We start from the raw sequence: 21,834 nt of genomic DNA on the forward strand, positions 1-21,834 counted from the left end.
ATGCCTGAATTTCTCGCCGACCTGCTGAACCAGAACGCCATCTTTACCGCCACAACGGTCGGTCACTACTGGGATGGCCTGGTCACAACCGTTCAGCTCGTTTTCCTGTCGCTGGTCATTGGCCTGCTTCTGGCCGTGCCGCTGGCGATCCTGAGAACGGTCAAGAACCCCTTTGTTTCCGGCCCGGTGTGGCTGTACACCTACATCTTCCGGGGCACGCCACTGCTGATCCAGCTCTACATCATCTATTACGGCATCGGGCAGATTGACGGCATCCAGGACACCTTCTGGTGGGACATCTTCCGGGAGCCCTTCTACCCGGCCCTGCTGGCGTTCACCCTCAACACAGCGGCCTACACCACGGAAATCATCCGCGGCGCGCTGGTGGCGACACCCCACGGCGAGATCGAAGCGGCACAGGCCTACGGCATGTCCTGGCTGCTGCGCATGCGCCGAATCATCCTGCCCAGCGCCTTCCGCCGGGCTTTGCAGGCGTACAGCAATGAGGTCATCTTCATGCTCCACGCCAGCGCCATCGCCAGCGTGGTGACCATTGTCGACCTGACCGGCGCCGCGCGGGACATCTACTCACGGTTTTACGCCCCCTTCGTGGCGTTTATTGCCGTCGCGGTGATCTACATGGCGCTGACGTTCCTGATTGTTTATTGTTTCAGGCGTCTGGAGCGTCGAATGCTCCGCCACCTGAAACCACTGAATCAGTAACGCCATGACCAACACCGACCTGTTCGAGGGCCACCCGGACTGGCTCAGCCACACTCTGGCCAACGCGGGCCTGCCAACGACCGTGGGCGATGTCGCGCTGCCGGATGGGGGCCGCCTGCAACGACTGGCCACCGGCGTACTTTGCGTGCACCCTGCGCAGGTGTCCGGCCCGCATACCATCCTGTCTGCTGGCGTTCACGGCAACGAAACCGCCCCCATCGAGATCCTCAACGAGCTGGTGCAGTCACTCCTGCAAGGCGACCTCACGGCCACCTGTCCGACATTGCTGATCCTCGGCAACCCACCGGCGATGGTCGCCGATCAGCGGTTCGTCACGTACAACATGAACCGGCTGTTCAGCGACGCCCATCAACACCCGGACTACAAGCCGTGCGATGAAACCGAGCGGGCCGCACAACTGGAGCAGTTCTGCCTGGCATTCGCCGAAAGCGCGGAGCGCCTGGTGCATTACGATCTGCACACGGCCATTCGCCCCTCCCACCGGGAGAAGTTCGCGCTCTACCCCTGGGTGCCGGACCGAACCATTAGCGACGACCAGTGCCGTTTCCTGCTGGATGCGGACGTGGACACGTTACTGCTCCAGCACACCGGCGCCACCACCTTCTCAGCCTTCACTGCGGTGGATCTGGGCGGCGAGAGCCTGACCATCGAGCTGGGCAAGGTCCGCCCCTTCGGCGAGAACAACCCTGAGGACTTCCGGGGCATCGACCGGGCCCTGCGCCGCCACCTGCGCGGCGAACCGGCGCCCGCCACCGACCGCAAACTGACCCGTTTTGAAGTCGTCCACGAGATCATTCACACCGGCGAGGATTTCCATTTCCACGTCAGCGACGACACGCCCAACTTCACCGAATACGCCCCCGGGATCATCATCTGGGGCGACCGGACAACGGACTACACAGTGGGCGACCGGCCGGAGGCCATTGTCTTCCCGAACCCGAAGGTGCCCAAGGGGCATCGGGTGGGGTTGATGGTGAGAGAGGTGAAGTAGCCACGGAAACCACGGAACGACACGGACAGGCGCCCTTCGGGCGCGAGGACGAGTCGCAACTCGTCACTTTTCCGTGTTTTCCGCGTCTTTCCGTGGCGAAACGATTACCGCACCCGATCCGTCTGCAGGTACTGCTTGGGCAGTGAGATGCCGTCGTCGTAGAGGGTGATGCCCGAGCGCAGGCAGACGGAGAGGTTACGATGGGATTCTTCCGTTTCCGCCGGCAGCAGGTCGCCGACGGTGCGCATCTCGTCGATCAGCTCCTGCTCGGTTTCGGTCATTTTCTGCTGGGCGAACTCGCTGATCTCCAGACCCTGCACGATCTGATACCGACCGTAGTCGCAGCGCACCGGGAAGGAGTAGAAAATGCCCTTCTCGATGCCGTAGCTGCCGTCACTGACGATCCCCATGCTGACCCAGTCGTTCTCGGGCGTGCCGTTGATCCAGTCATACATGTGGTTGATGATCGCCTGAGCGGCCGATGCGGCACTGGAATGCCCCCGCGCATCGATGATCGCGGAGCCGCGCTTCTGGATCTTTTCGATGAACTGCTCCCGGTACCATTTCTGGTCGATCTGGCGGAATGCCGGTTCACCGTAGATGGTGGCATGACGCAGGTCGGGGAACTGAGTCGACGAGTGGTTGCCCCAGACGATGACCTGGCGGATGGCTTTGGGGTTGGCGCCCGTGCGGTTCGCCAGAATACCCCGGGTCCGGTTGTGGTCCAGGCGCGTCAGTGCCGTGAACTGGGCGGGGCTCAGGTCGGGCGCGTTGCGGCTGGCAATCAGCGCGTTGGTGTTGGCCGGGTTGCCCACCACCAGCACCTTCACGTCCCGGTTCGCATGCTCATTGATGGCCTTGCCCTGCTTGGCAAAGATCGGGGCGTTGGCGGTGAGCAGCTCGCTGCGCTCCATACCCGGTCCGCGCGGCTTGGCGCCAATCAGCATCACATAGTGGGCGCCGACGACCCCTTCCTCAATGTTGTCGTGCAGGCTGATGCTGTGAAGCAGCGGAAAAGCGCAGTCTTCCAGCTCCATGGCGATACCGCGCAGAGGCTCCATGGCCTCCGGCATTTCCACCAGTTGCAGGATGACCGGCTGATCGTGGCCGACCATCTCGCCCGTTGCGATCTTGAACAGCAGCGAGTGACTGATGCTGCCGGCGGCCCCAGTGACCGCGATTCGAACCGGACGTCTCATGGGATCACCTCATTGCAAACCTTGAAAACCGTGGCTCTACGAGAGAACCGCCATCAAACGAGATGCCGATGGCAGTGTCAAGCGACTGTCATCATTCTGGTGCACACGGGCCTGGCCGGCTGGTCCGGAAGCGACACGCGCCGGTCAGGCCGGTTCCGGGTGTCGGGGCCGGACCAGCTTCACGCAGACTGCGGGCACCACCAGCAGCGTCAGCACCGTCGCGGCCAGCAGGCCGGAGATGATCGCCCAGGCCATGGGAGGCCAGAGCGTGGAACTGGAAAAGGCCAGCGGCAGGAGCCCCGCCACCGTCGTGCCGGTGGTCAGCAGGATGGGACGCGTGCGCTCCTCGACGGCCCGCCGGACGGCATCGCGGATGGGGTGTCCTTCCTCGAGCTTCCGATCCATCACATCCAGCAGCACGATGGCGTTGTTCACCACGATCCCCACCAACGCGATCACGCCCAGCAGCGACTGGAACCCAAACGGATTGCCCGACAACACCAGCCCCGGGAAGATCCCCACGGCCGCCAGTGGCACCGTCAGCAGGACAATGCCCACACGCACGAAGGAGTTGAACAGCAGCAGCAGGAAAAACAGCAATAGCAGCACACCGATCGGTGCGGTCGTCAGAAGCGCGTTATTGGCCTCGTCCGAGCCCTCCGCATCACCGCCATACGCCATTCGGGTGCCTTCGGGCAGCGGGTGGTCGGCCAGATACTGTTCCAGCGAGTCCAGTGCCTGACTGAAGCTGTGCCCGGTTTTGAGGTTGGCGGTCACGGCGTTGACCCGGACACCGTCCCGCAGGAACCGGGAGGCCGGCTCCCAACGCGTTTCCAGAGTCGCGACAGCGGACAGGGGCACGGCCTGGCCCTGATCGTTGTACAGGTTGATCGACAACAGGCGCGGTAACGACAGCGCCGTCCCCTCCCGGGAGCGCAGGACCATGGGGATCGGATCGTCTTCCTGCCGGTAACGCTCGGCAACGGCACCGAAGCTCTGTCCGTAAAGGCTCTGGGCCACATCCGCCCGGCTGATGCCGTAACGTGCGGCTATGGCGTCGTCCACATGGATGGCGACGCTCGGCACCCCCGGGTCCAGATCGTGACGCACATCGACCGTGCTGCTGGCCTGCCTCAGACCGGCATAGACGGTCTTGACCGCCTCGGCTCGTTGATCGTCACTGGCGTTGTAGAGGCGTACTTCCACGGGCGCCACCCTCGGTGGCCCCTGGCCAAGAATGCCGACGCGAACGTCCAGCTCCGGGAAATTCTCACGGGTTTCCTCGCGAACCTGTCGGACCAGCGCGGTGGTGTCTTCCAACGTCGGCGTTTCGACAACGATCCGACCCCGATTGGCGGCACGCGGATAGCGGCTGAGGTTGTAATAGAAGGTGGGGCCGGCAAATCCGACAAAACGGTGAACGGTCAACACATTCGGCTTCTGGCGAATGGCCCGCTCCAGATCGGCTGACAGCTCGGCGGTACGGGCGATGTCCGTGCCTTCCGGCGTGAACAGCTCGACGACCACCCTGGGTCGATCCGCGTTCGGGAAGAACTGCTGCTTCATGAACGGCGTCATGCCAAGGCTGATCGCCACCATGACGCCCCCGATCAGGATCAGCCCGCCCGGCATGCCCGCAACCCGGGCGCCCAGCCACCGGGACAGGCCCGCCAGCCGGTCTCGACCGGCCTGATTGCGGGGCTTGAGGAAGCGCACCGCCAGCATGGGCACGACCGAAATCGCCAGCAGATAGCTGACCGACAGGGTCAGCATGATCATGACCGGCACACCGCGCGTGAAGTCGGCCGTACCGCCCTTGGCCAGCAGCAGCGGGGCAAACGCGGCGATCGTGGTCCCCGTGGAGGCACCCAGCGGGCCCGCCAATTCCCGGACCGACCGCTGGAACACCTCCGACCGGGACCGACCATGATCGAGCCCCGACTGAATGCTCTCGACCATGACGATGGCGTTATCAATCAGGATACCCAGCGAGATCACCATGCCAATCACGGCAATCTGGTGAAGAACGCCGCCACCCATGTCGTAGAGCCCGACACTGATCATCGCCACCATCGGCAGGATCGAGGCCACCAGCAGCCCCATGCGCAGGCCCATCCCCGTGAACACCACCGCCACGATGATCACGACCGCCAGCACCAGACTCCAGGCCAGGTTTTCCAGACGCTCCTCCACCTTGTCCGGCTGGAAGAACATCTCATCGATGCTGTAGGGCTCGAACTCCCCGCGAATCGCCTCGATGCGCTCGCGGACCCGCTCGCCAAACCGGATCGCGTCCGTCGTGCCCTCCTCCATAATCAGGTTCAGCAGCACCACCCGTTCGCCGTCGAGCCAGGCTTCCGGCTGGCGAGGCTCCGCCGGCCCCCGCCAGACATCAGCGGCAGCGGCCAGAGGCACCTGAGAGCCGTCGGGTAAGGCAATGGGCGTGGCGCGGATCGCCTCTAGGCTCTGGAATTCGCTATTGGGCAGAATCGACAGCCGCCGCCCATCCACGACCACAAACCCGCCAGGCGTGGTCTGATTGCGCCGGGACAGGGTGTTGAGAATGCGCGCGGGCGAGATACCAAGCCGGTACAGCGCCGCATCGTCCAGCGCCAGTGTGATCTGCTCGTCGGCGTCCCCATCGAGCTCAATACGCGAGAGACCGGGGATGTCCGAGAGATTCTGTTTGAGCCGCTCGGCCACCCCGGTCAGTTCGGTGACCGACGGCGAGCCGCTGACAGCCAGAGTGACCGCCGGGATGTCGATGATGCGGTCATCCAGGCTGATCGCCCCCACATCGTCGGGAAACTCCTGCCGGGCCCGGTCGATGGCCCGGCGAACCCGATCCCAGGCCTTGTCGGTTTCGTAGATCGTGTCCTGCAGCCGGATGTTGGAGATTGCCACACCGGTGCGCGCCGTGCCCCGGGCAAAATCGACCTCTTCCACCTGCAGGAGTTCGTCAGCCAGTGGCCTCAGTATCAGCCGCTCCACGTCATCAGCGCTTGCACCCGGGTAACTGACGGTCAGGATGGCGGCCCGGTAGGGAAAGCTGGGGTCTTCCTGACGGGGCATGGTGTTGTAGGCGGCAATGCCCAGCAGGCACAGCATGGTCACCACCATGCCCAGCAATCGGCGGTTGCGGAGCAGGCGGTCGATCATCGCCGCACCTCCACCGGATCACCGTCCAGCAGTTTTGTCATGCCCGAATAGACGACCGGCTCGTCCGCCGACAACGCCCCGGATTCGATCGCGACCCGCTCACCGATGATCCGGTCAACCGTCACAGACACCCGCTGCACCTTCCCGTCCCGAACGACGAATACGCTGGTGCCGCCGGATGAGCGCATAACCGACAGCAACGGCACTGTCAGGCTCGCCCGCAATCGGGGCTGGACGCCCACTTCGACGGGAAGCCCCACGCTCAGGCTGTCCTTGGGCAACGCCACCAGAATCGGGTGCAATTCACCACGCACCGAACCGGGCTGGGCAATCTCGACCACCCTGCCGTCGACGGAACCGGCATCGCGGTTCTGGACGGACCAGACCGGCAACGTCTGGCCCCGTTCAACCTGCCCGAGCAGATAGGCGGGCACACGGATTTCCACTTCCCGGCCATCCGGGGAGGACAGGCGCATGACCGGCTGGCCGACACCCACAAACTCGCCCTCTTCCACCATCAACGCTTCCACCCGACCTCCGAATGGCGCCGTCAAGGCACTTTCAGCGACCATCTGGTCGGCTTCGGCGAGCGAGGCACGTGCGGTGGCGACGCTGGCCTTGAGACTGTCGCGGCGGGCTTTCAGCTGCTCCAGATTCTGCTCGGAGACGACGCCGCGCTCATAGAGACGCCGCGACCGCTTGAGTTCGCGTTCCGCCTGGGCCAGCTGGGTCTTGAGTTCATCCAGTCGCGCCTCGGCCGAATCCCGCCCCGGCTCCAGACCGGGGTTGTCGACCCGGGCCAGCACCTGACCCGCCGCGACCCGCTCGCCCAACTCCACCTGCCGGTCCGTCAACGTACCGCTGACCTGGAACGTCAGCGTCGCCCGCTGGCGGGCCTGAACAATGCCGGCAAATCGCAGTGGTGCGGCGGATTCGCCATTGGCGGTGACCGGTGCCGTGCGCACCGTCACCGGTTCGGGCGCCGGCGTCTGGGCCGGACTCACGGCACTGAAAGCCAGCAACAGAAACGGCAGGAGTCGAAAGCAGCGGAGCATGTCAGTCACCTTCATCGGAAGTCACACGCGGAGGTTTTACTGGACATCATGTCATTTTTTGACAGACTGTCAATGACAGAGTGTCAAAGCACGTTATAATGCGCGGGCGTTCAATCTCACCGACCGGAATCACTGAATGAGCAATCACCAGAAACGGCGCGAACAGGAGAAGCAGGACCGGCGCGATGCCATCCTCGATGCGGCGGAAGTGGTGTTCTGCCAGCAGGGCTACCACCGCACCTCCATGGACGACATTGCGCGGGGAGCCATGGTCAGCCGGGCCCTGCTGTACGTTTACTTCACCGACAAGGCCGCCATTCAGCGAGGCATCATGCTACGCGCGGCCGAGCGATTGCGGGAGCGATTCCGGGAAGCACTGGACTCAAGGAAGACGGGACTGGAGCAGATCGGCGCCATGGGACAGTCCTACTACCATTTCTATCTGGAGGAACCCAACTACTTCGCCGCACTGACCGAGGCGACAACCGCCATGCAGGAAGCGGGGGAAGACGAAGCCGACACCATGGTCTGTTCCGAACAGGCCACCATGCACATGATGGTGGAGGCGCTGGAAAACGGCCTGAAGGACGGCACGCTCTCCAGAGAGCGCGTGTCCGACCCGTTCCAGACCGCACTTTACCTGCGGGGCGCCCTCCACGGCGTGATCATGATGGTGCAGCAGGAAATGGGCGAATCCGGCCCCCTGGCCGAACACTCCGGCGATGCGCTGATTGCCCATACGATGGCGATGCTGACGCATTCGTTGAAGGCTGATTAACGAATTCGCCGCGGAATAATGACGACTTTGCCGCGGAAACCGCGGAAAGGCGCGGAATAAAGAGAACGACAGGTTAGAGGGCTTGATTCGCTGCTTCTTTTCGCGCCCCAGAGGGCGCTTTCCGTGTTATTCGGTGTTATTCCGTGGCAAACCCATCATTTCTTTCCGCGTCCTTCCGCGGTTTCCGCGGCGAATCTTTTTTCAGTGTTTTTCGGTGAATTCCGTGGCAAACACCGCTACCACTGGAACTCGTAGATTGACCCCAACCCAAGAATCCCGGTCAGTTCATCCAACGCGTGGCGGCTTTCTTCCAGGAGCATCGGATCGGCCAGATCGTCCGGGGTGATTTCGTCGCGGTAGTGACCTTCGACCCATGTGACCAGTCGCTTGTAAAGGGAATCGGTCAGCAGGATGCCGTCGTGCATGGCGGCAATCTCGTCGCCGGTGAGCACCACTCGCAACCTCAGGCACGCTGGTCCGCCGCCGTTGCGCATGGACTGGCGCAGGTCGGCCACTTCGACACTGGTGATCGGGCCGTCCGAGGCCATCAGTCGATCCAGGTAGGCTTTCACGCTGGCCGTTTCCTGACACTCACCGGGTACCAGCAGTGTCATGCCCCCATCCGGCCCGGTCAGAAGCTGGCTGTTGAACAGATAGGACGACACGGCGTCGCCCATCGGCACGTCCGAGGCCGGCACCCGGACCGTCCGCAGGTCGCCGTTGGGCATCGCGGCGTTCAGGTCGTCCAGCAGACGCGGCTCATCGAGGAAGGCCTGCTCGTGGTAAAACAGCGCGTTGCCGTTGCCGACGGCAATCACATCGTTATGGAACACGCCGGCATCAATGGCGGCCGGGTTCTGCTGTGCAAACACCGTCCGCCCGTCGTGCAACCCATGCATCCGGGCAATCGCCTGTGAGGCTTCCAGTGTCTGGCGGGCGTTGTAGCGTGACGGTTTCGGTGCGCTCGCATCAAAGCCCGACCGACCGTAGACGAACAGCTCCACACCGGGCTCGCCGTACTGCGAGCAAAGCCGTGTGTGGTTGGCCGCGCCCTCGTCGCCGAATGCACTCACCGGCGGCAGCGAATGATGGTGCGCGAAATAGGCCTCGTCCGTGAAGATCGCTTTCAGCGCTCGCCCAGTCACATCGTGCTCGATGGAGCGGTGGAACTTGTCGTTCAGGTTCGCCGGTGTGAAATGCACCCGATGATCCCGGGTGTCGGCGCTGGGCGATACCGTTGCGGCATTGGCCGTCCACATAGCCGACGCCGAGCTGACAGCCGCCAGCAGTGAGGGCTGCTGTTGTGAAACCTGCCGCAGCACATCGGCGTCCGACCCGGAAAAACCCAGGTGACGCAATGTCGGCAAATGAGGCCGTTCGTGAGGCGGCAGAACCCCCTGCAGGAAGCCCCTGTCAGCCAGGCGCTTCATCTTCGCCAGGCCCTGCAGGGCCGCCTCACGGGGGTTCGATACGGCATTGCGGTTGGACTGGGACGCCACATTGCCGGACGACAGCCCCGCATAGTTGTGGGTGGGGCCGACGATGCCGTCAAAGTTGGCTTCCTGGGCGGGCTGGCTCATAGCGGCTCCAGAGTGATCAGAATGTCAGGCCGGGCGCGGTCTGCTCCGGCAGGGTTGCCTGCTCGGCCTCCAGCGAGGCCATGGGCCAGGCACAGTAATCCGCCGCGTAGTAGGCACTCGGGCGATGGTTACCACTGGCACCGACACCACCAAAGGGCGCGGCGCTACTGGCTCCCGTCAGCGGCCGGTTCCAGTTGACGATGCCGGCCCGGACCTCTTCGGTCAGCTTTTCAAACAGCGAGCGATCCTCGCTCAGCAAACCGGCGGACAGCCCAAAGCTCGTATCATTGGCGATTTGGATGGCGTCATCGAAGTGCTGGTAACGGATCACCTGCAGCAGCGGCCCGAAGAACTCCTCATCGGGCTGCTCCTCGAGCTTCGAAACGTCGATGATGCCCGGCGAGACCATGGCCGGTCCGGCGTCCTGGCGCTCCATCGTCAGCAGGGACCGGGCGCCGGCATCAATGAGCCGCTGCTGCCCCGCCAGCAGATGGTCTGCGGCGGCCTTGGAAACCAGCGAGCCCATGAAGGGCTGCGGGTCGTCGTTCCAATCGCCGACCGTGATGGTTGAGGCCACCGACACCAGGCGCTCCAGGAACCGGTCGCCCTCGTCACCCTCACGGACCAGCAGCCGACGCGCACAGGTACAGCGCTGCCCGGCGGAGAGAAACGCCGACTGCAGGGCGTGGTGTACAGCACCATCCCGATCCGGCGCCGAGTCCACGATCAACGGATTGTTGCCCCCCATCTCCAGCGCCAGTATTTTCTCCGGCTGACCGCCCAGTTGGCGATGCAGCAGATGGCCGACCGTGGCACTGCCGGTAAAGAACAGACCGTCGATGCCGGGATGGCCGGACAGCGCCACGCCCGTGTCTTTCTCGCCCTGCACCAAATTGACGACACCGTCCGGCAATCCGGCCTCGCGCCAGAGCCGGACAGTGAGTTCCGCCACGGCCGGTGCGATTTCACTGGGTTTGAAGATGACGGTATTGCCGGCCAGCAATGCCGGGATGATGTGCCCATTAGGCAGGTGCCCCGGGAAGTTATAGGGCCCGAACACGGCCACCACACCGTGGGGCCGGTGGCGCAGGACAGCACGACCGACCGGGGCGGGATTTACTCGCTCACCGGTGCGGTCATGATAGGCGTCAATAGAAATGGCGATCTTGCCGATCATGGCGCCGATTTCAGTCCGGGATTCCCAGAGCGGCTTGCCCGTCTCACGGGCGATCAGCGTGGCCAGATCCTCCCGATGGTCTTCCAGCTGGCGCCCAAACGCTTCCACGATGGCTTTGCGATCCTCGAAAGACCGGCGACGCCAGTCCGGAAACGCACTCCGGGCGGCCCGGACAGCGGCATTCACATCATCGGCTGTCGCGGCGTTGCCCTCCCAGACCACCTCACGACTGACCGGCTGGATGGACTGGAACAGCGGTCCGCTGCCGGCTTCCCATTCGGCGCCCAACAGGGCTTTGCCAGTTAGCTCGTGTGTCATGACGAAGGTCCTTCGGTTGTTGGCGTTTTCAACGGCGATGCGCGCACCACGTCACCGTCCTCGATGGCCAGCGCGTCGGCCTCGGCCGGGTTGAGCTGAAGATGGTCGGGGGTCAGGGCCGAGCGCGGCGCGGTGATCACCCGGAAGTCGGCAAACGAGCGATTGGACACCATCAACTGGTCCCCCGAAGACAGGGGACCGGCCGGACGCGGCGCACCGGATGCGATCGTTACCGGCCGCAGCCGACTCTCGCGCACTGTCCGGACATTGTGGAGGAATGCTTCCACCACCGGCCCGCCGTCAAAGATGTCCACCAGACCATTGAAGTTGAAGCCTTCGGCTTCGAGCATTTTCAGGGCCGGCGCCGTTCCCTCATGCACCTGGCCCACCACGGCACGGGCGTCCGCGGGCAACAGCGGCAGGTAAATCGGGTATTTCGGCATCAGCTCAGCAATGAATGACTTGTCCCCCTGAACCGACAGGCGATCCGCTTCGGCGAAGTCCATGTTGAAAAACAGACGCCCGAGGGACTCCCAGAGCGGTGAATGCCCGTCCTCGTCCGAGTAGCCCCGCATCTCCGCGAACACCTTGTCCGCGAAAAGCCCCCCGAAATCCGCCATGAACAGGAACCGGCAGCGTGAGAGCAACAGGCCGTTCCCCCCACCCCGGTGATCCGCGTCCAGCAACAGGGAGCAGATCTCGGTGGCGTCCGTCATGTCGTTGGTGAGGTAGAGCGTGGGCGTGCGCACATGCACGCCCAGTTCACGGGACGCCGTGACGTTGGTGCTGAGGCGGTAGTTGTAGAACACCTCGTCCTGACCAACGCGGGCTTCGATCCCGCTTATGCCGACGCACTGATGCGTGTCGGTATCGCTCAGTGCGAACAGATACATGCCCGCATCGGCGGGCTGCCGGCCGGAGAAGGTGGCGTCAGCGCGGTCGATCTTGCGTGCGAGAAACTCCCGATCCGGGGGCAATGACGTCAGGCCTTTGCCGGCATTGCCCGCCATGCGATAGAGGTCGTCCAGATCATCGGCTTGCAAAGGGCGGATCAGGCGCATGAAATTTACCCGACGAGCCGTTTCACGGCTTTCTCGAAGCGCTCCAGCCCCTCTTCAATATCACTCTCCGGGATGATCAGCGAGGGCGCCAGACGAACCACGTTCGGACCCGCCACCAGGACCATGACGCCCTCTTCGGCCGCGGCCTTGAGGACTTCCTTGGCACGGCCCTTCCAGGTCTCGGACAGGACACCCCCAAGCAGCAGGCCCTCGCCGCGGACCTCGTCGAACAGGTCGTACTTGTCGCCAATCCACTTCAGCCCATCCCGGAAGGTTTTCGAGCGCTCGCGAACGCCCTTGAGCACTTCCGGCTGGCTGACCACGTCGATCACCCGCTGGGCGACCGCACAGGCCAGCGGGTTGCCGCCATAGGTGCTGCCATGGGTGCCGACACTGAGACTCTGGGCAATCCCGGCAGTGGTCAGCATGGCACCAATCGGAAAGCCACCCCCCAGTGCCTTGGCCGTGGTCAGGATATCCGGCGTCACGCCGTAATGCTGATAGGCATAGAGATGACCGGTTCGGCCCACACCGGACTGGACTTCATCAAAAACCAGCAGCGCATCGTGCTCGTCGCACAGCTCACGCAACCCTTTGAGAAACTCCGGATCACCCGGCAGCACACCGCCCTCACCCTGAACCGGTTCGACCACCACCGCGCAGGTCTTGCTGGAAATCAATTCCTTCACCGAATCCAGATTGTTGAATTCGGCATGCCGGATCCCCCCTGGCGCCGGCTCAAACCCTTCCAGATACTTGGGCTGCCCGCCCACACTGACGGTGAACAGCGTGCGGCCGTGGAAACTGTTGCGGAAGGCGATGATCTCATGCTTGTCCTCGCCGTGATGCTGCCATGCATGGCGGCGCGCGAGTTTGAAGGCGGCTTCGTTGGCTTCACCACCGGAGTTGGCAAAAAACACGCGCTCAGCGAAGGTGAGATGGCACAGCGTCTGGGCCAGATGGATGGCCGGCTCGTTGGTCATCACGTTGGACAGATGCCAGATCTTCGTTGCCTGATCCTTGAGGGCCCCGACCAGCCCCGGATGGGCATGGCCCAGTGCGGTGACGGCAATGCCACCGGCGAAATCCACGTACTCGTTGCCTTCCTGGTCCCAGACCCGCGAGCCCCGACCCTTTACGGGGATCATGGACGCTGGCGCGTAGTTCGGGACCATCACGTCGTCGAACATCTCGCGGGTAATGGTGTTGTTGGTCATGGTTGGATCGTTGCCTTATTCGGGTGGGTTGTTCATTCAGGCCAATGCCACAAGATTAGCGCACCAAACGGGGGCCCGAAAGGATGAGACGGTCGCCGGCGGCTCCCCAATCAGGACTTTTGCCAGCAATAGACGCGCATGGGAGGAATGTTGAGGAACTCGGTGCTGACATGGGGGCTCCCCATGACCGGCGAGGTCCGATCCGCCACATCGCCCCGAAACTGGTAGGCCACGAAGCGCCCGCCGGGCGCGAGGCTGTCACGAATGGATTCGGCGATCCGGCCACCCACGCTTTCGGGAATGGCGGAAAACGGGATGCCGGAGATCACCGCATCCGGAGCGCCCAGACCATGCTCTGCCAGAATGGCAGGGAGGTGCTCGGCACTGCCGTTGTGGTTGACCAGTCGGTCGTCGCCGATCCGGTCCAGCAGGGACACGAAATCGGCGCTCATCTCGATCGTCAGCAATCGGGCGTTGGTTCCCAGCCGTTCAAGAAACGCCCGGGTGGTGCCGCCGGTACCAGGCCCCAGCTCGACGACCAGCTCGGCCTGCTCCAGCCCGGCCGCCGAGACGATACGGCGCTCCAGAAACCGGGAGCTGGGAATCACGGAGCCGACCTGCTTGGGTTCTTTCAGGAAGCCCCGGAAGAAATCAATGGCGCGGACATCGCGCCCCGATCCTGAGTCGTCATTCTCCATGACCGACGGTTTCACCTCATCGTTGTTCATAGCAGTCGTTCTTCTATCATTAATCAGGGCGTGGGCCTGCGCCACCAGTGGAAATAGAAAACATAAGCCAGCACCGCGCCGACGACGCTGCCGACCACCCACATATTATATTCCGCGTACTCCTGAAAAAACCGTTCAACCGAACGGCCGAAGAAGTAGCCCAGGCCGGACATCATCCCCGTCCACAACAGCGTACCTACCAGGTTGAGGCTGTGAAACGTGATCGGGCGGACACCGCTCGACCCGATCGCGAAGGGCGCAACACTGCGCATGCCGTACAGAAAACGATAGAAGAGGATGATCAGATAGCGGTGGCGGTGGAGGCGGTCCGCGAAACGATAGTAGCGCTCGCGCCAGGACTCGGACCGGCGCTTCATGAAAGCCCGGCCATGCCAGCGGCCCATATAATAAATGAACGTCTCACTCGCGTAGGTGCCCAGCGCACCGAGCGAAAACACCGCCGGATAGGACAGGTAGCCTTTCTGCGCAAAGAGACCAGACAGCAACAGCACAGCCTCGCCCTCAACGATCGTTCCGATGAAGACGGCGATGTAACCAAACTGCTGGATGAGTGAGACGTAGTCCACGGTGAATTCCTGTTGCCGGCGACCCTCGGGCTATCACGGAGGCTAACCGATATAGGCCGTTTTGACGATCATTCCGCCGGCGAGTCACCCACCCACCAGTCCGGCTCTTCGGTCAACGCCTCCAGTTCAATCACCTGTGCCCGGGTGTCCGGCTTGAGCAGAGTCCGGACCACCAGCTTATAGGAATCGAGATCAAAAGTGACCGGATTCTGGCACCGCCAGGACCAGTCCCGCAGCTCGTCCTCGGAATGAACGGTGGCCAGATGCATCCAGTTATAGATCACCAGAATGTCCGTCTGGTCCCGTTTGGCGTTGTGTTCAACAACCGCCACCGGGCCGCGCCATGGCCAAGTCGTTAACCGCAGGCTGTGGAAGGCGATCTGCATGCGCAGATTGTAACGCGTGACATCCTCCTGACCCTCGCAGGCGCCCTTGCACCGCCCCAACTCACGCTGGAAACAGCCTCCATCGCGCCAGGGCTCCAGTCCCAGTCGCTGATTGCACAAGTCGTTACTGGCCGCGATACCGCTAAGGGCCTTCTCAAGGTCTTTTTTTCCACGGAACAGACCATAGAAATCGCCAAGTCGCGACGGCTCTATGGTTGTAACCGGCCAGGCCTCGAGATAGCCATCCTCCGCAGGCGCCAGCTCCACACTCCAGAGTCGTTTCACCGGGCGTGAGCGGCGATTGTAGAGCGGACGCAGAGTCTTGATCTGCTTCAACTCCAGCAGCAGGGCGCCGAGCTCACCAGCGGTCTCGGTCCAATCCACCCGTCGCAGACTCTGGGACAGGCGCACCCCTCGGTGACTGCCGTGATCGCCGGAAAAGTGGGAAGCAACGCGCTGCGCAATGTTGGTGCTCTTACCGACATAAAGCAGCACATCGTTTTCGCCGTAGAACCGGTAGACCCCCGGGCAGGCCGGGAGCTCGTCGAGAATATCCGGCGGCAGATGGGATGGCACACTCGGCCGGCGGAGCAGGTGTTGGACGGTCTGCTCCACGGAAGCCTCGCCGTGGTCCGCCAGGACCGCATCGAAAAACGCCATCATGGCATCCACGTCTCCCATCGCCCTGTGCCTGGCGACGTCCGGCAGGCCATGCCGGCGGATCAGAGCATCCATGTTGTGACGTCGATGTTCGGGATAGAGTCGCCTCGACAGCTTGACCGTGCACAGCACCCGGGCACTGAACGCCTGACCCAGCCGCTGGAACTCGGATTTGATGGACCCATAGTCAAACCGGGCGTTGTGCGCCACGAACACCGCACCCGTCAGCCGCTCGCGCAACTCGTCTGCCACATCGGCGAAGGGCGGCGCATCGGCCACCATGGCGTTGCTGATGCCCGTGAAGCGCTGGATGAACGGCGAGATGGTTGTGCCGGGATTCACCAGCGTCTGCCACTCATCGATGACCTCACCGTGACGCCACAGCCGGAGGCCGATTTCGATAATCCGGTCACGACGGCTGTTTCCACCGGTCGTTTCCAGGTCGAGAAAGGCCAGCGTGTTGGAATCCAGGAATGATGCGGGCTCTGTCATGCTGACGTCATACGTTTCGGGGCACCATCTGGACCGTGTTCAGGGGAAGGGACTGCGAACACACCCACACCTTTCCTCCAAGCCATGACAGTTTGCTGAGACATTCGTCTGAAAATTAACCAATTTGTTTGCTTTGTCGTCAATTCGTAACTACGTTTACGAAGACGCGACAACAACGACTTATATTGACGAAGACATCTCAACGCCGTTCGGCACCAGGTCCGGGTCCTTTGCTGCAGTAAACACCGGTGCCGAGCACGAAAACAACACCAACGTGATGGTGAACTACCAGTGGAGCCCGGTTCAGAACGTCAACATGGGTGTTGAGCTGCAGCACTTCATGGTGGACGAGCTGAGCGGTGCGGACGGCGATGCCAGCCGCGTTCTCTTCGCTGGCCAGTACAACTTCTAAACCCGATTCGGGAAACGGAAGTGAAAAGCCCCGGTGGCGACACCGGGGCTTTTTTTGTCCGCCAAGGCACTCTGCTGGTGCGAGCGGTTCACTATGGTGCGTCCGCCCGTCGAGTCGCACCCCCTTTAAATCACTAACACACTGATTATAATGAAAAAGAAATGACACGGGGCATCTGGCACACTCCATGCTCCCTTTTGGTTGAGTCCACATTTTCGGACCGGATCAATGGAGGAACGCCATGAAAGCGACACAGAAACCCAATCTGCTGTTCGAACTCACCCACCCCGGCGACACGCAGTTGATGCGTGACCTGCACGATTACTTTGACGGGATGTATTTCGCGAACTGATCGCACGCGCAACAGACCGACACAAAAAAACCGCCGACTTCGATCGGCGGTTTTTATTATGAGCCACGGAAGACACGGAAAGACACGGACCAACATTAACCGATTGCTTCCGTGCTTTCCGTGTTTTTCAGTGGCGGACTACAACAACAGGCGTCTGATATCTCCCAACAACTCGCCCATCAGCGACGTGAAGCGGGCGGCATCCGCACCGTTCACGGCCCGGTGGTCGTAGGATAGGGAGAGCGGCATCATCAGCCGCGGCTGGAAGGCGTCGCCGTCCCAGACCGGTTTCATGGCCGCCTTGGAGACACCCAGAATCGCCACTTCCGGCGGATTCACGATGGGCGTGAAGGCGGTGCCTCCGATGCCCCCCAGGCTGGTGATCGAGAAGCAGGCGCCTTTCATTTCATCGGGTTTGAGCTTCTTGTCTCGCGCCTTGGCGGCCAGGTCACCGGCTTCTTCCGCCAGCTCCCAGAGTCCTTTTTTATCCACATCGCGAATCACCGGCACCATCAGCCCGGAGGGCGTGTCGACGGCAATACCGATGTGGATGTACTGCTTGCGGACAATCTCACGGCGCTCCATGTCCAGCGACACGTTGAACTGCGGCAGTTCCGCCAGCGCCTGAGCGGCGGCCTTGAGCAGGAACGGCATCGGCGTCATTTTCACGCCGCGCTTCTCGCCGGCCGCTTTCTGGCTTTTCCGGAATGCTTCCAGGTCGGTGATGTCGGCGTCATCATGCTGGGTCACGTGGGGCACGTTGAGCCAGCTTCGATGCATGTTCTCCGCCGTCGCCACCTGCATGCGCGTCATGGACTCACGCTGCACCTCGCCGAACTGGCTGAAGTCCGGCAGCTTAATGCCCGGGATACCACCGGCGGATGCCGCCGCACCGCTTTCCTGCGTCTGCTTGAGCTGACCTTTCACGTAGCTCTGGACGTCATCCTTGAGGACGCGCCCCTTGGGGCCACTGCCCTTGATCCGGGTCAGGTCGGCGCCAAACTCACGGGCCAGTTTGCGCACCGCCGGGCCCGCATGGACTGACGCGCCCGGCTTGGTCACTGGTTCGGATGAAGCCGGCTCTGCCGCCGGCTGGGGCTCACTGGGCGCTTTGTCCTGACCGGGCTCAGCCGGCGCTTCCTCTTTCCCGGACGACTTGGCCGGCCCCTCGGCAGCGGCGGCTTCTTCCCCGCCACCTTCGGTGATGGTCATCCGGACCAGGTCATCGCCCTCGGAAATCTTGTCACCCTCATTCACCAGCACTTCATCGATGCGACCGGCGTGGGACGATGGAATTTCCATGGTGGCCTTGTCGGATTCCACCGAGACGAGAGCATCCTCTTCCTCGACCTCGTCACCGACCGAGACATTGATCTCGATGACCGGCACGTTGTCGAAGCCGTCCAGGTTGGGCACCTTGACCGTTTCCTGGCGCGTGCCGCCGGATGGAGCCGGTGTCGCACTCTCTTTCGGTTCGTCAGACTTACTGTCGGAAGAGACGGTATCGCCGGCTTCAGCCTTGTCCTCGCTGGCACGGTCGTCAGCGCCGCCAGACTCACCCGCCTCCATCGTGCCGACCACATCCCCTTCCTTGAGTTTGTCGCCGACCTTGACGGTCAGCGACTGGATGGTGCCGCTCGCCGGGGCGGGCAGCTCCACCGATGCCTTGTCCGATTCCACGGTGAGAATCGGGTCCTCTTCCTCAACCTGGTCGCCCTCGCTGACGGTGATCTCGATGATTTCCACCTCGTCCGCACCGCCAAGATCGGGCACTTTAATGTCCTGTGTGCTCATGACGGTCTCCTTAATTCCGGACGGGGTTGGGTTTGTTGCGATCAATCCCGTACTGGCGCATGGCCTCCAGAACCTGCTTCTGTTCGATGTCGCCCTCCTCGGCCAGCGCATGCAGCGCCGCCACAACGACGTAGTATCGATCCACCTCGAAGAAGTGTCTCAGGCGCTCGCGGGTGTCACTGCGCCCGAAGCCGTCCGTACCCAGCACCTCAAAGCGTCCCGGCACCCAGGCACGGACCTGGTCGGCGAACAGCTTCATGTAATCGGTCGACGCGACGATCGGCCCCTCCTGCTTCTCCAGACACTGGGTCAGCCACGATTTGCGCGGCTTGTCGTCCGGATGCAGGCGGTTCCAGCGATCGACATGCTGACCGTCCCGGGCCAACTCGTTGAAGCTGGTCACGCTCCAGATATCGCTGGCGACGCCAAAGTCGTCCTTCAGCAACTGAGCGGCCGCCCGCACCTCGTTGAGGATGGCGCCGGAGCCCAGAAGCTGGGTCCGGGGCGTTTTCTTGCGACCCTTGGTTTCCACGGACTCGAGCTTGTACATGCCTTTGATGATGCCGTCCTCGACACCCTCGGGCATGGCCGGCTGCTCGTAGTTCTCGTTCATGATGGTGATGTAGTAGAAGACGTTCTCGTTGCGCTCGTACATCTGCTTCATGCCTTCATGCACGATCACCGCCAGCTCGTAGCCATAGGTCGGGTCGTAGGCCACACAGGTCGGGATGGTCTGCGCCAGCACATGGCTGTGACCGTCCTGGTGCTGAAGGCCTTCGCCGTTGAGCGTGGTCCGCCCGGACGTGCCGCCGATCAGGAAACCTCGCGCCTGAATGTCGCCGGAGGCCCAGGCCAGATCGCCGACCCGCTGGAAACCGAACATGGAGTAGAAGCAGTAGAACGGGATCAGCGGGAAGTTGTTGGTGCTGTAGGAGGTCGCACAGGCCATCCAGGCCGCCATCGAGCCATCCTCGGTAATGCCTTCCTCAAGGATCTGCCCTTTCTCGCTTTCCCGGTAGTACATGATCTGGTCACGGTCTTCCGGCACGTACTTCTGGCCTTCGGACGTGTAGATCCCGAGCTGACGGAACATGCCCTCCATGCCGAAAGTCCGGGCCTCATCAGGCACGATCGGCACCACCCGCTTACCGACCCGTTTGTCCTTGGTCAGCGATGTGAGCAGGCGCACGAACGCCATCGTCGTCGAGATTTCCCGACCATCGGAGCCCTGCAACAGGTTCTTGAAGACGTCGAGCTTGGGAATCTCCAGCGGCTGACTGTCGGTCCGGCGCTTGGGATAGAAACCACCCAGCTCCTGACGCCGTTTCTTCATGTACACCATTTCCGGGCTGTCGGGCGCCGGCCGGTAGTACGGCACGTCCTTGAGCTCATCATCCCCGAGCGGCACGGCGAACCGGTCCCGGAAGCGCTTGAGCTGCTCGATGTCGAGCTTCTTCAGCGAATGCGCCGTGTTCTGCGCCTCACCGGCATCGCCGAAGCCATAGCCCTTGATGGTGTGGGCGAGGATCACGGTCGGCTGACCGGTCTGGTTCACCGCCTGGTGGTAGGCCGCATAGACCTTGTACGGATCATGGCCGCCCCGGTTGAGCCGGTTGATGTCGTCGTCCGACATGTTCTCGACCATGCGGGCGGTTTCCGGGTACTTCCCGAAGAAGTGCTTGCGGGTGTAGGCCCCGCCATTGCTCTTGTAGTTCTGCAGATCGCCATCACAGCTCTCGTCCATGGCGCGCTGCATGACGCCCTCCGAGTCCTGCTCGAACAGCGGATCCCACATGCGGCCCCAGACCACCTTGAGCACGTTCCAGTTCGCACCCCGGAAGACCCCTTCCAGCTCCTGGATGATCTTGCTGTTGCCCCGCACGGGCCCGTCCAGCCGTTGCAGGTTGCAGTTGATAACGAAGATCAGATTATCGAGCTTCTCACGCCCGGCCATGGAAATGGCACCCAGCGTCTCCGGCTCGTCGCATTCGCCATCGCCCACGAAGCACCAGACCTTGCGGTCGCTCATGTCAATCATTTCACGACTGTGCAGGTACTTCATGACGTGGGCCTGGTAGATTGCCTGGATCGGGCCCAGCCCCATGGACACCGTCGGAAACTGCCAGTAGTCGGGCATCAGCCAGGGGTGCGGATAGGAGGAGAGGCCGTTGCCACCGACTTCCTCGCGGTACTTGTCGAGGTGCTCTTCATCGAAGCGCCCTTCCAGGTAAGAGCGGGCGTAGATTCCGGGCGCGGAATGGCCCTGAAAGTAGACCAGATCCGACTCGCGCTTGTCGTCACCCGCGTGGAAGAAATAGTTGAAGCCCACGTCATACAGTGTCGCGGCGGACGAGAAGCTGGACACATGACCGCCCAGATCGCCCGGGCGCTGATTGGCACGCAGCACCATGGCCATGGCATTCCAACGGATCAGCGAGCGAATGCGTCGCTCCATGAACAGGTCCCCCGGCATGCGGGCTTCCTTGGTCGCTGGAATCGAGTTACGGAATGGGGTGGTGATGGAATAGGGGAGTTGGGTGCCGTCTCGGCTGGCGCGCTCGGACAGGCGCTCCATGATGTACTTGGCGCGGTCGATGCCTTCGTATTCAATCAGTGAGTCGAGGGCGTCGAGCCACTCCCGGGTTTCGATCGGATCGTCGTCCTGCTTCATCCAATCCTCCTGAGGGTTATCTTGTATCCCACCCGGAGTCGGAACGGCGGGTGGGCCCTGGCAATGGCCTGGGGACGTCCCGCTGGTGCGGAGCCATGGGAGGCGGCCGGCGGCGTTGCCGGTGCTCATCGACGGGTACCTGCGGGTCGGAATGACCTCCGAAAGCCGGCTTCCGGTGGACGTCAACTCTGTTCTGCTCTGGGTAAGCATAGAACAGGATCGGTCATTTGTTGGCAGAATCCTCTTTTCAAATGACAGGGGCAAGACATTTGCGACCAATGTCTGACGAGTACAGAACCGTCTCCCCTGTCGCGCTTGACTGATCGACGCCTTCGCCGCGGAAACCCTCTCGGCCAACCACTATTTTGAAACGCGAAATTTAAAACATCGCTAAAACCCCCGCCAGTAAACGCACGTTCCACTGCAACCCCGGCTCATCCCGGCCAATTTCTTTAGACCTGAAAATAGTTGCT

At 62.4% G+C, this 21,834-nt stretch carries 16 protein-coding genes; 4 read left to right on the top strand and 12 right to left on the bottom strand.

From position 1 onward, the window contains the following. Entirely contained in the window at positions 1 to 723 is a 723-nt protein-coding gene (locus C8D92_RS10475) for an ABC transporter permease (RefSeq protein WP_095610335.1), read from the top strand. Between the two features lie 4 nt (positions 724 to 727). After that, the gene (astE, locus tag C8D92_RS10480; RefSeq protein WP_116919331.1) at positions 728 to 1,735 is read left to right on the top strand and encodes a succinylglutamate desuccinylase; all 1,008 of its coding nucleotides are present in this window, start codon (positions 728 to 730) and stop codon (positions 1,733 to 1,735) included. A 104-nt stretch (positions 1,736 to 1,839) separates the two neighbouring features. Here the strand turns inward: astE and C8D92_RS10485 are convergent, their stop codons facing one another. The 3 genes from C8D92_RS10485 to C8D92_RS10495 all read right to left on the bottom strand — a co-directional run bounded on the left by C8D92_RS10485 (position 1,840) and on the right by C8D92_RS10495 (position 7,148). Next, entirely contained in the window at positions 1,840 to 2,934 is a 1,095-nt protein-coding gene (locus tag C8D92_RS10485) for a malate dehydrogenase (RefSeq protein WP_095610333.1), read from the bottom strand. Positions 2,935 to 3,078: 144 nt separating this feature from the next. Continuing rightward, entirely contained in the window at positions 3,079 to 6,093 is a 3,015-nt protein-coding gene (locus tag C8D92_RS10490) for an efflux RND transporter permease subunit (RefSeq protein WP_116919332.1), read from the bottom strand. Then, the gene (locus tag C8D92_RS10495) at positions 6,090 to 7,148 is read right to left on the bottom strand and encodes an efflux RND transporter periplasmic adaptor subunit (protein WP_243402424.1); all 1,059 of its coding nucleotides are present in this window, start codon (positions 7,146 to 7,148) and stop codon (positions 6,090 to 6,092) included. Before C8D92_RS10495 ends, C8D92_RS10490 begins: the two co-directional genes overlap by 4 nt. A 136-nt stretch (positions 7,149 to 7,284) precedes the next feature. Between C8D92_RS10495 and C8D92_RS10500 the strand changes: the two genes are divergently transcribed. Further along, a complete protein-coding gene (locus tag C8D92_RS10500) occupies positions 7,285 to 7,926 on the top strand; it encodes a TetR/AcrR family transcriptional regulator (protein WP_095610330.1) in 642 nt (213 codons plus the stop codon). A gap of 236 nt (positions 7,927 to 8,162) precedes the next feature. Here the strand turns inward: C8D92_RS10500 and astB are convergent, their stop codons facing one another. The 7 genes from astB to C8D92_RS10535 form a co-directional block, all read right to left on the bottom strand. Next, on the bottom strand, positions 8,163 to 9,506 hold the full coding sequence (gene astB / locus C8D92_RS10505) for an N-succinylarginine dihydrolase (protein ID WP_095610329.1): 1,344 nt from the start codon (positions 9,504 to 9,506) through the stop codon (positions 8,163 to 8,165). A gap of 16 nt (positions 9,507 to 9,522) precedes the next feature. Beyond that, positions 9,523 to 11,001 carry a succinylglutamate-semialdehyde dehydrogenase gene (astD, locus tag C8D92_RS10510; RefSeq protein WP_116919334.1) on the bottom strand — a complete coding sequence of 493 codons (1,479 nt, stop codon included), beginning with the start codon at positions 10,999 to 11,001 and terminating at the stop codon, positions 9,523 to 9,525. After that, positions 10,998 to 12,062: an arginine N-succinyltransferase gene (astA, locus tag C8D92_RS10515; RefSeq protein ID WP_095610327.1), complete on the bottom strand. Its 1,065-nt coding sequence runs from the start codon at positions 12,060 to 12,062 to the stop codon at positions 10,998 to 11,000. The genes astD and astA overlap by 4 nt, the downstream gene beginning before the upstream one ends. 5 nt (positions 12,063 to 12,067) lie before the next feature. Continuing rightward, complete coding sequence (locus C8D92_RS10520; protein ID WP_116919335.1) at positions 12,068 to 13,279, bottom strand: aspartate aminotransferase family protein; 1,212 nt, start codon at positions 13,277 to 13,279, stop codon at positions 12,068 to 12,070. A 110-nt stretch (positions 13,280 to 13,389) separates the two neighbouring features. Further along, positions 13,390 to 14,007, bottom strand: a complete 618-nt coding sequence (locus C8D92_RS10525; protein WP_207775160.1) for a class I SAM-dependent methyltransferase — start codon at positions 14,005 to 14,007, stop codon at positions 13,390 to 13,392. A gap of 23 nt (positions 14,008 to 14,030) precedes the next feature. Beyond that, positions 14,031 to 14,594: a DedA family protein gene (locus C8D92_RS10530; RefSeq protein ID WP_095610325.1), complete on the bottom strand. Its 564-nt coding sequence runs from the start codon at positions 14,592 to 14,594 to the stop codon at positions 14,031 to 14,033. 68 nt (positions 14,595 to 14,662) lie between these two features. Continuing rightward, on the bottom strand, positions 14,663 to 16,132 hold the full coding sequence (locus tag C8D92_RS10535) for an exonuclease domain-containing protein (protein ID WP_116919336.1): 1,470 nt from the start codon (positions 16,130 to 16,132) through the stop codon (positions 14,663 to 14,665). 133 nt (positions 16,133 to 16,265) lie between these two features. Between C8D92_RS10535 and C8D92_RS15700 the strand changes: the two genes are divergently transcribed. Continuing rightward, complete coding sequence (locus tag C8D92_RS15700; RefSeq protein ID WP_116919337.1) at positions 16,266 to 16,544, top strand: hypothetical protein; 279 nt, start codon at positions 16,266 to 16,268, stop codon at positions 16,542 to 16,544. 490 nt (positions 16,545 to 17,034) lie between these two features. Here the strand turns inward: C8D92_RS15700 and aceF are convergent, their stop codons facing one another. Then, positions 17,035 to 18,690, bottom strand: a complete 1,656-nt coding sequence (gene aceF / locus C8D92_RS10545) for a dihydrolipoyllysine-residue acetyltransferase (RefSeq protein WP_116919338.1) — start codon at positions 18,688 to 18,690, stop codon at positions 17,035 to 17,037. 10 nt (positions 18,691 to 18,700) lie between these two features. After that, positions 18,701 to 21,361 carry a pyruvate dehydrogenase (acetyl-transferring), homodimeric type gene (aceE, locus tag C8D92_RS10550; RefSeq protein ID WP_095610321.1) on the bottom strand — a complete coding sequence of 887 codons (2,661 nt, stop codon included), beginning with the start codon at positions 21,359 to 21,361 and terminating at the stop codon, positions 18,701 to 18,703. Positions 21,362 to 21,834 lie beyond the last annotated feature (473 nt).

It is taken from the genome of Tamilnaduibacter salinus, assembly GCF_003096655.1.
GTDB lineage: Bacteria > Pseudomonadota > Gammaproteobacteria > Pseudomonadales > Oleiphilaceae > Tamilnaduibacter > Tamilnaduibacter salinus.

Coding starts and splice junctions, on each gene's coding strand:
- C8D92_RS10535 (WP_116919336.1), bottom strand. CDS start 16,132: ATGACAGAGCCCGCATCATTCCTGGATTCCAACACGCTGGCCTTTCTC.
- C8D92_RS10485 (WP_095610333.1), bottom strand. CDS start 2,934: ATGAGACGTCCGGTTCGAATCGCGGTCACTGGGGCCGCCGGCAGCATC.
- C8D92_RS10490 (WP_116919332.1), bottom strand. CDS start 6,093: ATGATCGACCGCCTGCTCCGCAACCGCCGATTGCTGGGCATGGTGGTG.
- C8D92_RS10500 (WP_095610330.1), top strand. CDS start 7,285: ATGAGCAATCACCAGAAACGGCGCGAACAGGAGAAGCAGGACCGGCGC.
- astA (WP_095610327.1), bottom strand. CDS start 12,062: ATGCGCCTGATCCGCCCTTTGCAAGCCGATGATCTGGACGACCTCTAT.
- C8D92_RS10475 (WP_095610335.1), top strand. CDS start 1: ATGCCTGAATTTCTCGCCGACCTGCTGAACCAGAACGCCATCTTTACC.
- astB (WP_095610329.1), bottom strand. CDS start 9,506: ATGAGCCAGCCCGCCCAGGAAGCCAACTTTGACGGCATCGTCGGCCCC.
- astD (WP_116919334.1), bottom strand. CDS start 11,001: ATGACACACGAGCTAACTGGCAAAGCCCTGTTGGGCGCCGAATGGGAA.
- aceF (WP_116919338.1), bottom strand. CDS start 18,690: ATGAGCACACAGGACATTAAAGTGCCCGATCTTGGCGGTGCGGACGAG.
- aceE (WP_095610321.1), bottom strand. CDS start 21,361: ATGAAGCAGGACGACGATCCGATCGAAACCCGGGAGTGGCTCGACGCC.
- C8D92_RS10525 (WP_207775160.1), bottom strand. CDS start 14,007: ATGAACAACGATGAGGTGAAACCGTCGGTCATGGAGAATGACGACTCA.
- C8D92_RS10520 (WP_116919335.1), bottom strand. CDS start 13,279: ATGACCAACAACACCATTACCCGCGAGATGTTCGACGACGTGATGGTC.
- astE (WP_116919331.1), top strand. CDS start 728: ATGACCAACACCGACCTGTTCGAGGGCCACCCGGACTGGCTCAGCCAC.
- C8D92_RS10495 (WP_243402424.1), bottom strand. CDS start 7,148: ATGCTCCGCTGCTTTCGACTCCTGCCGTTTCTGTTGCTGGCTTTCAGT.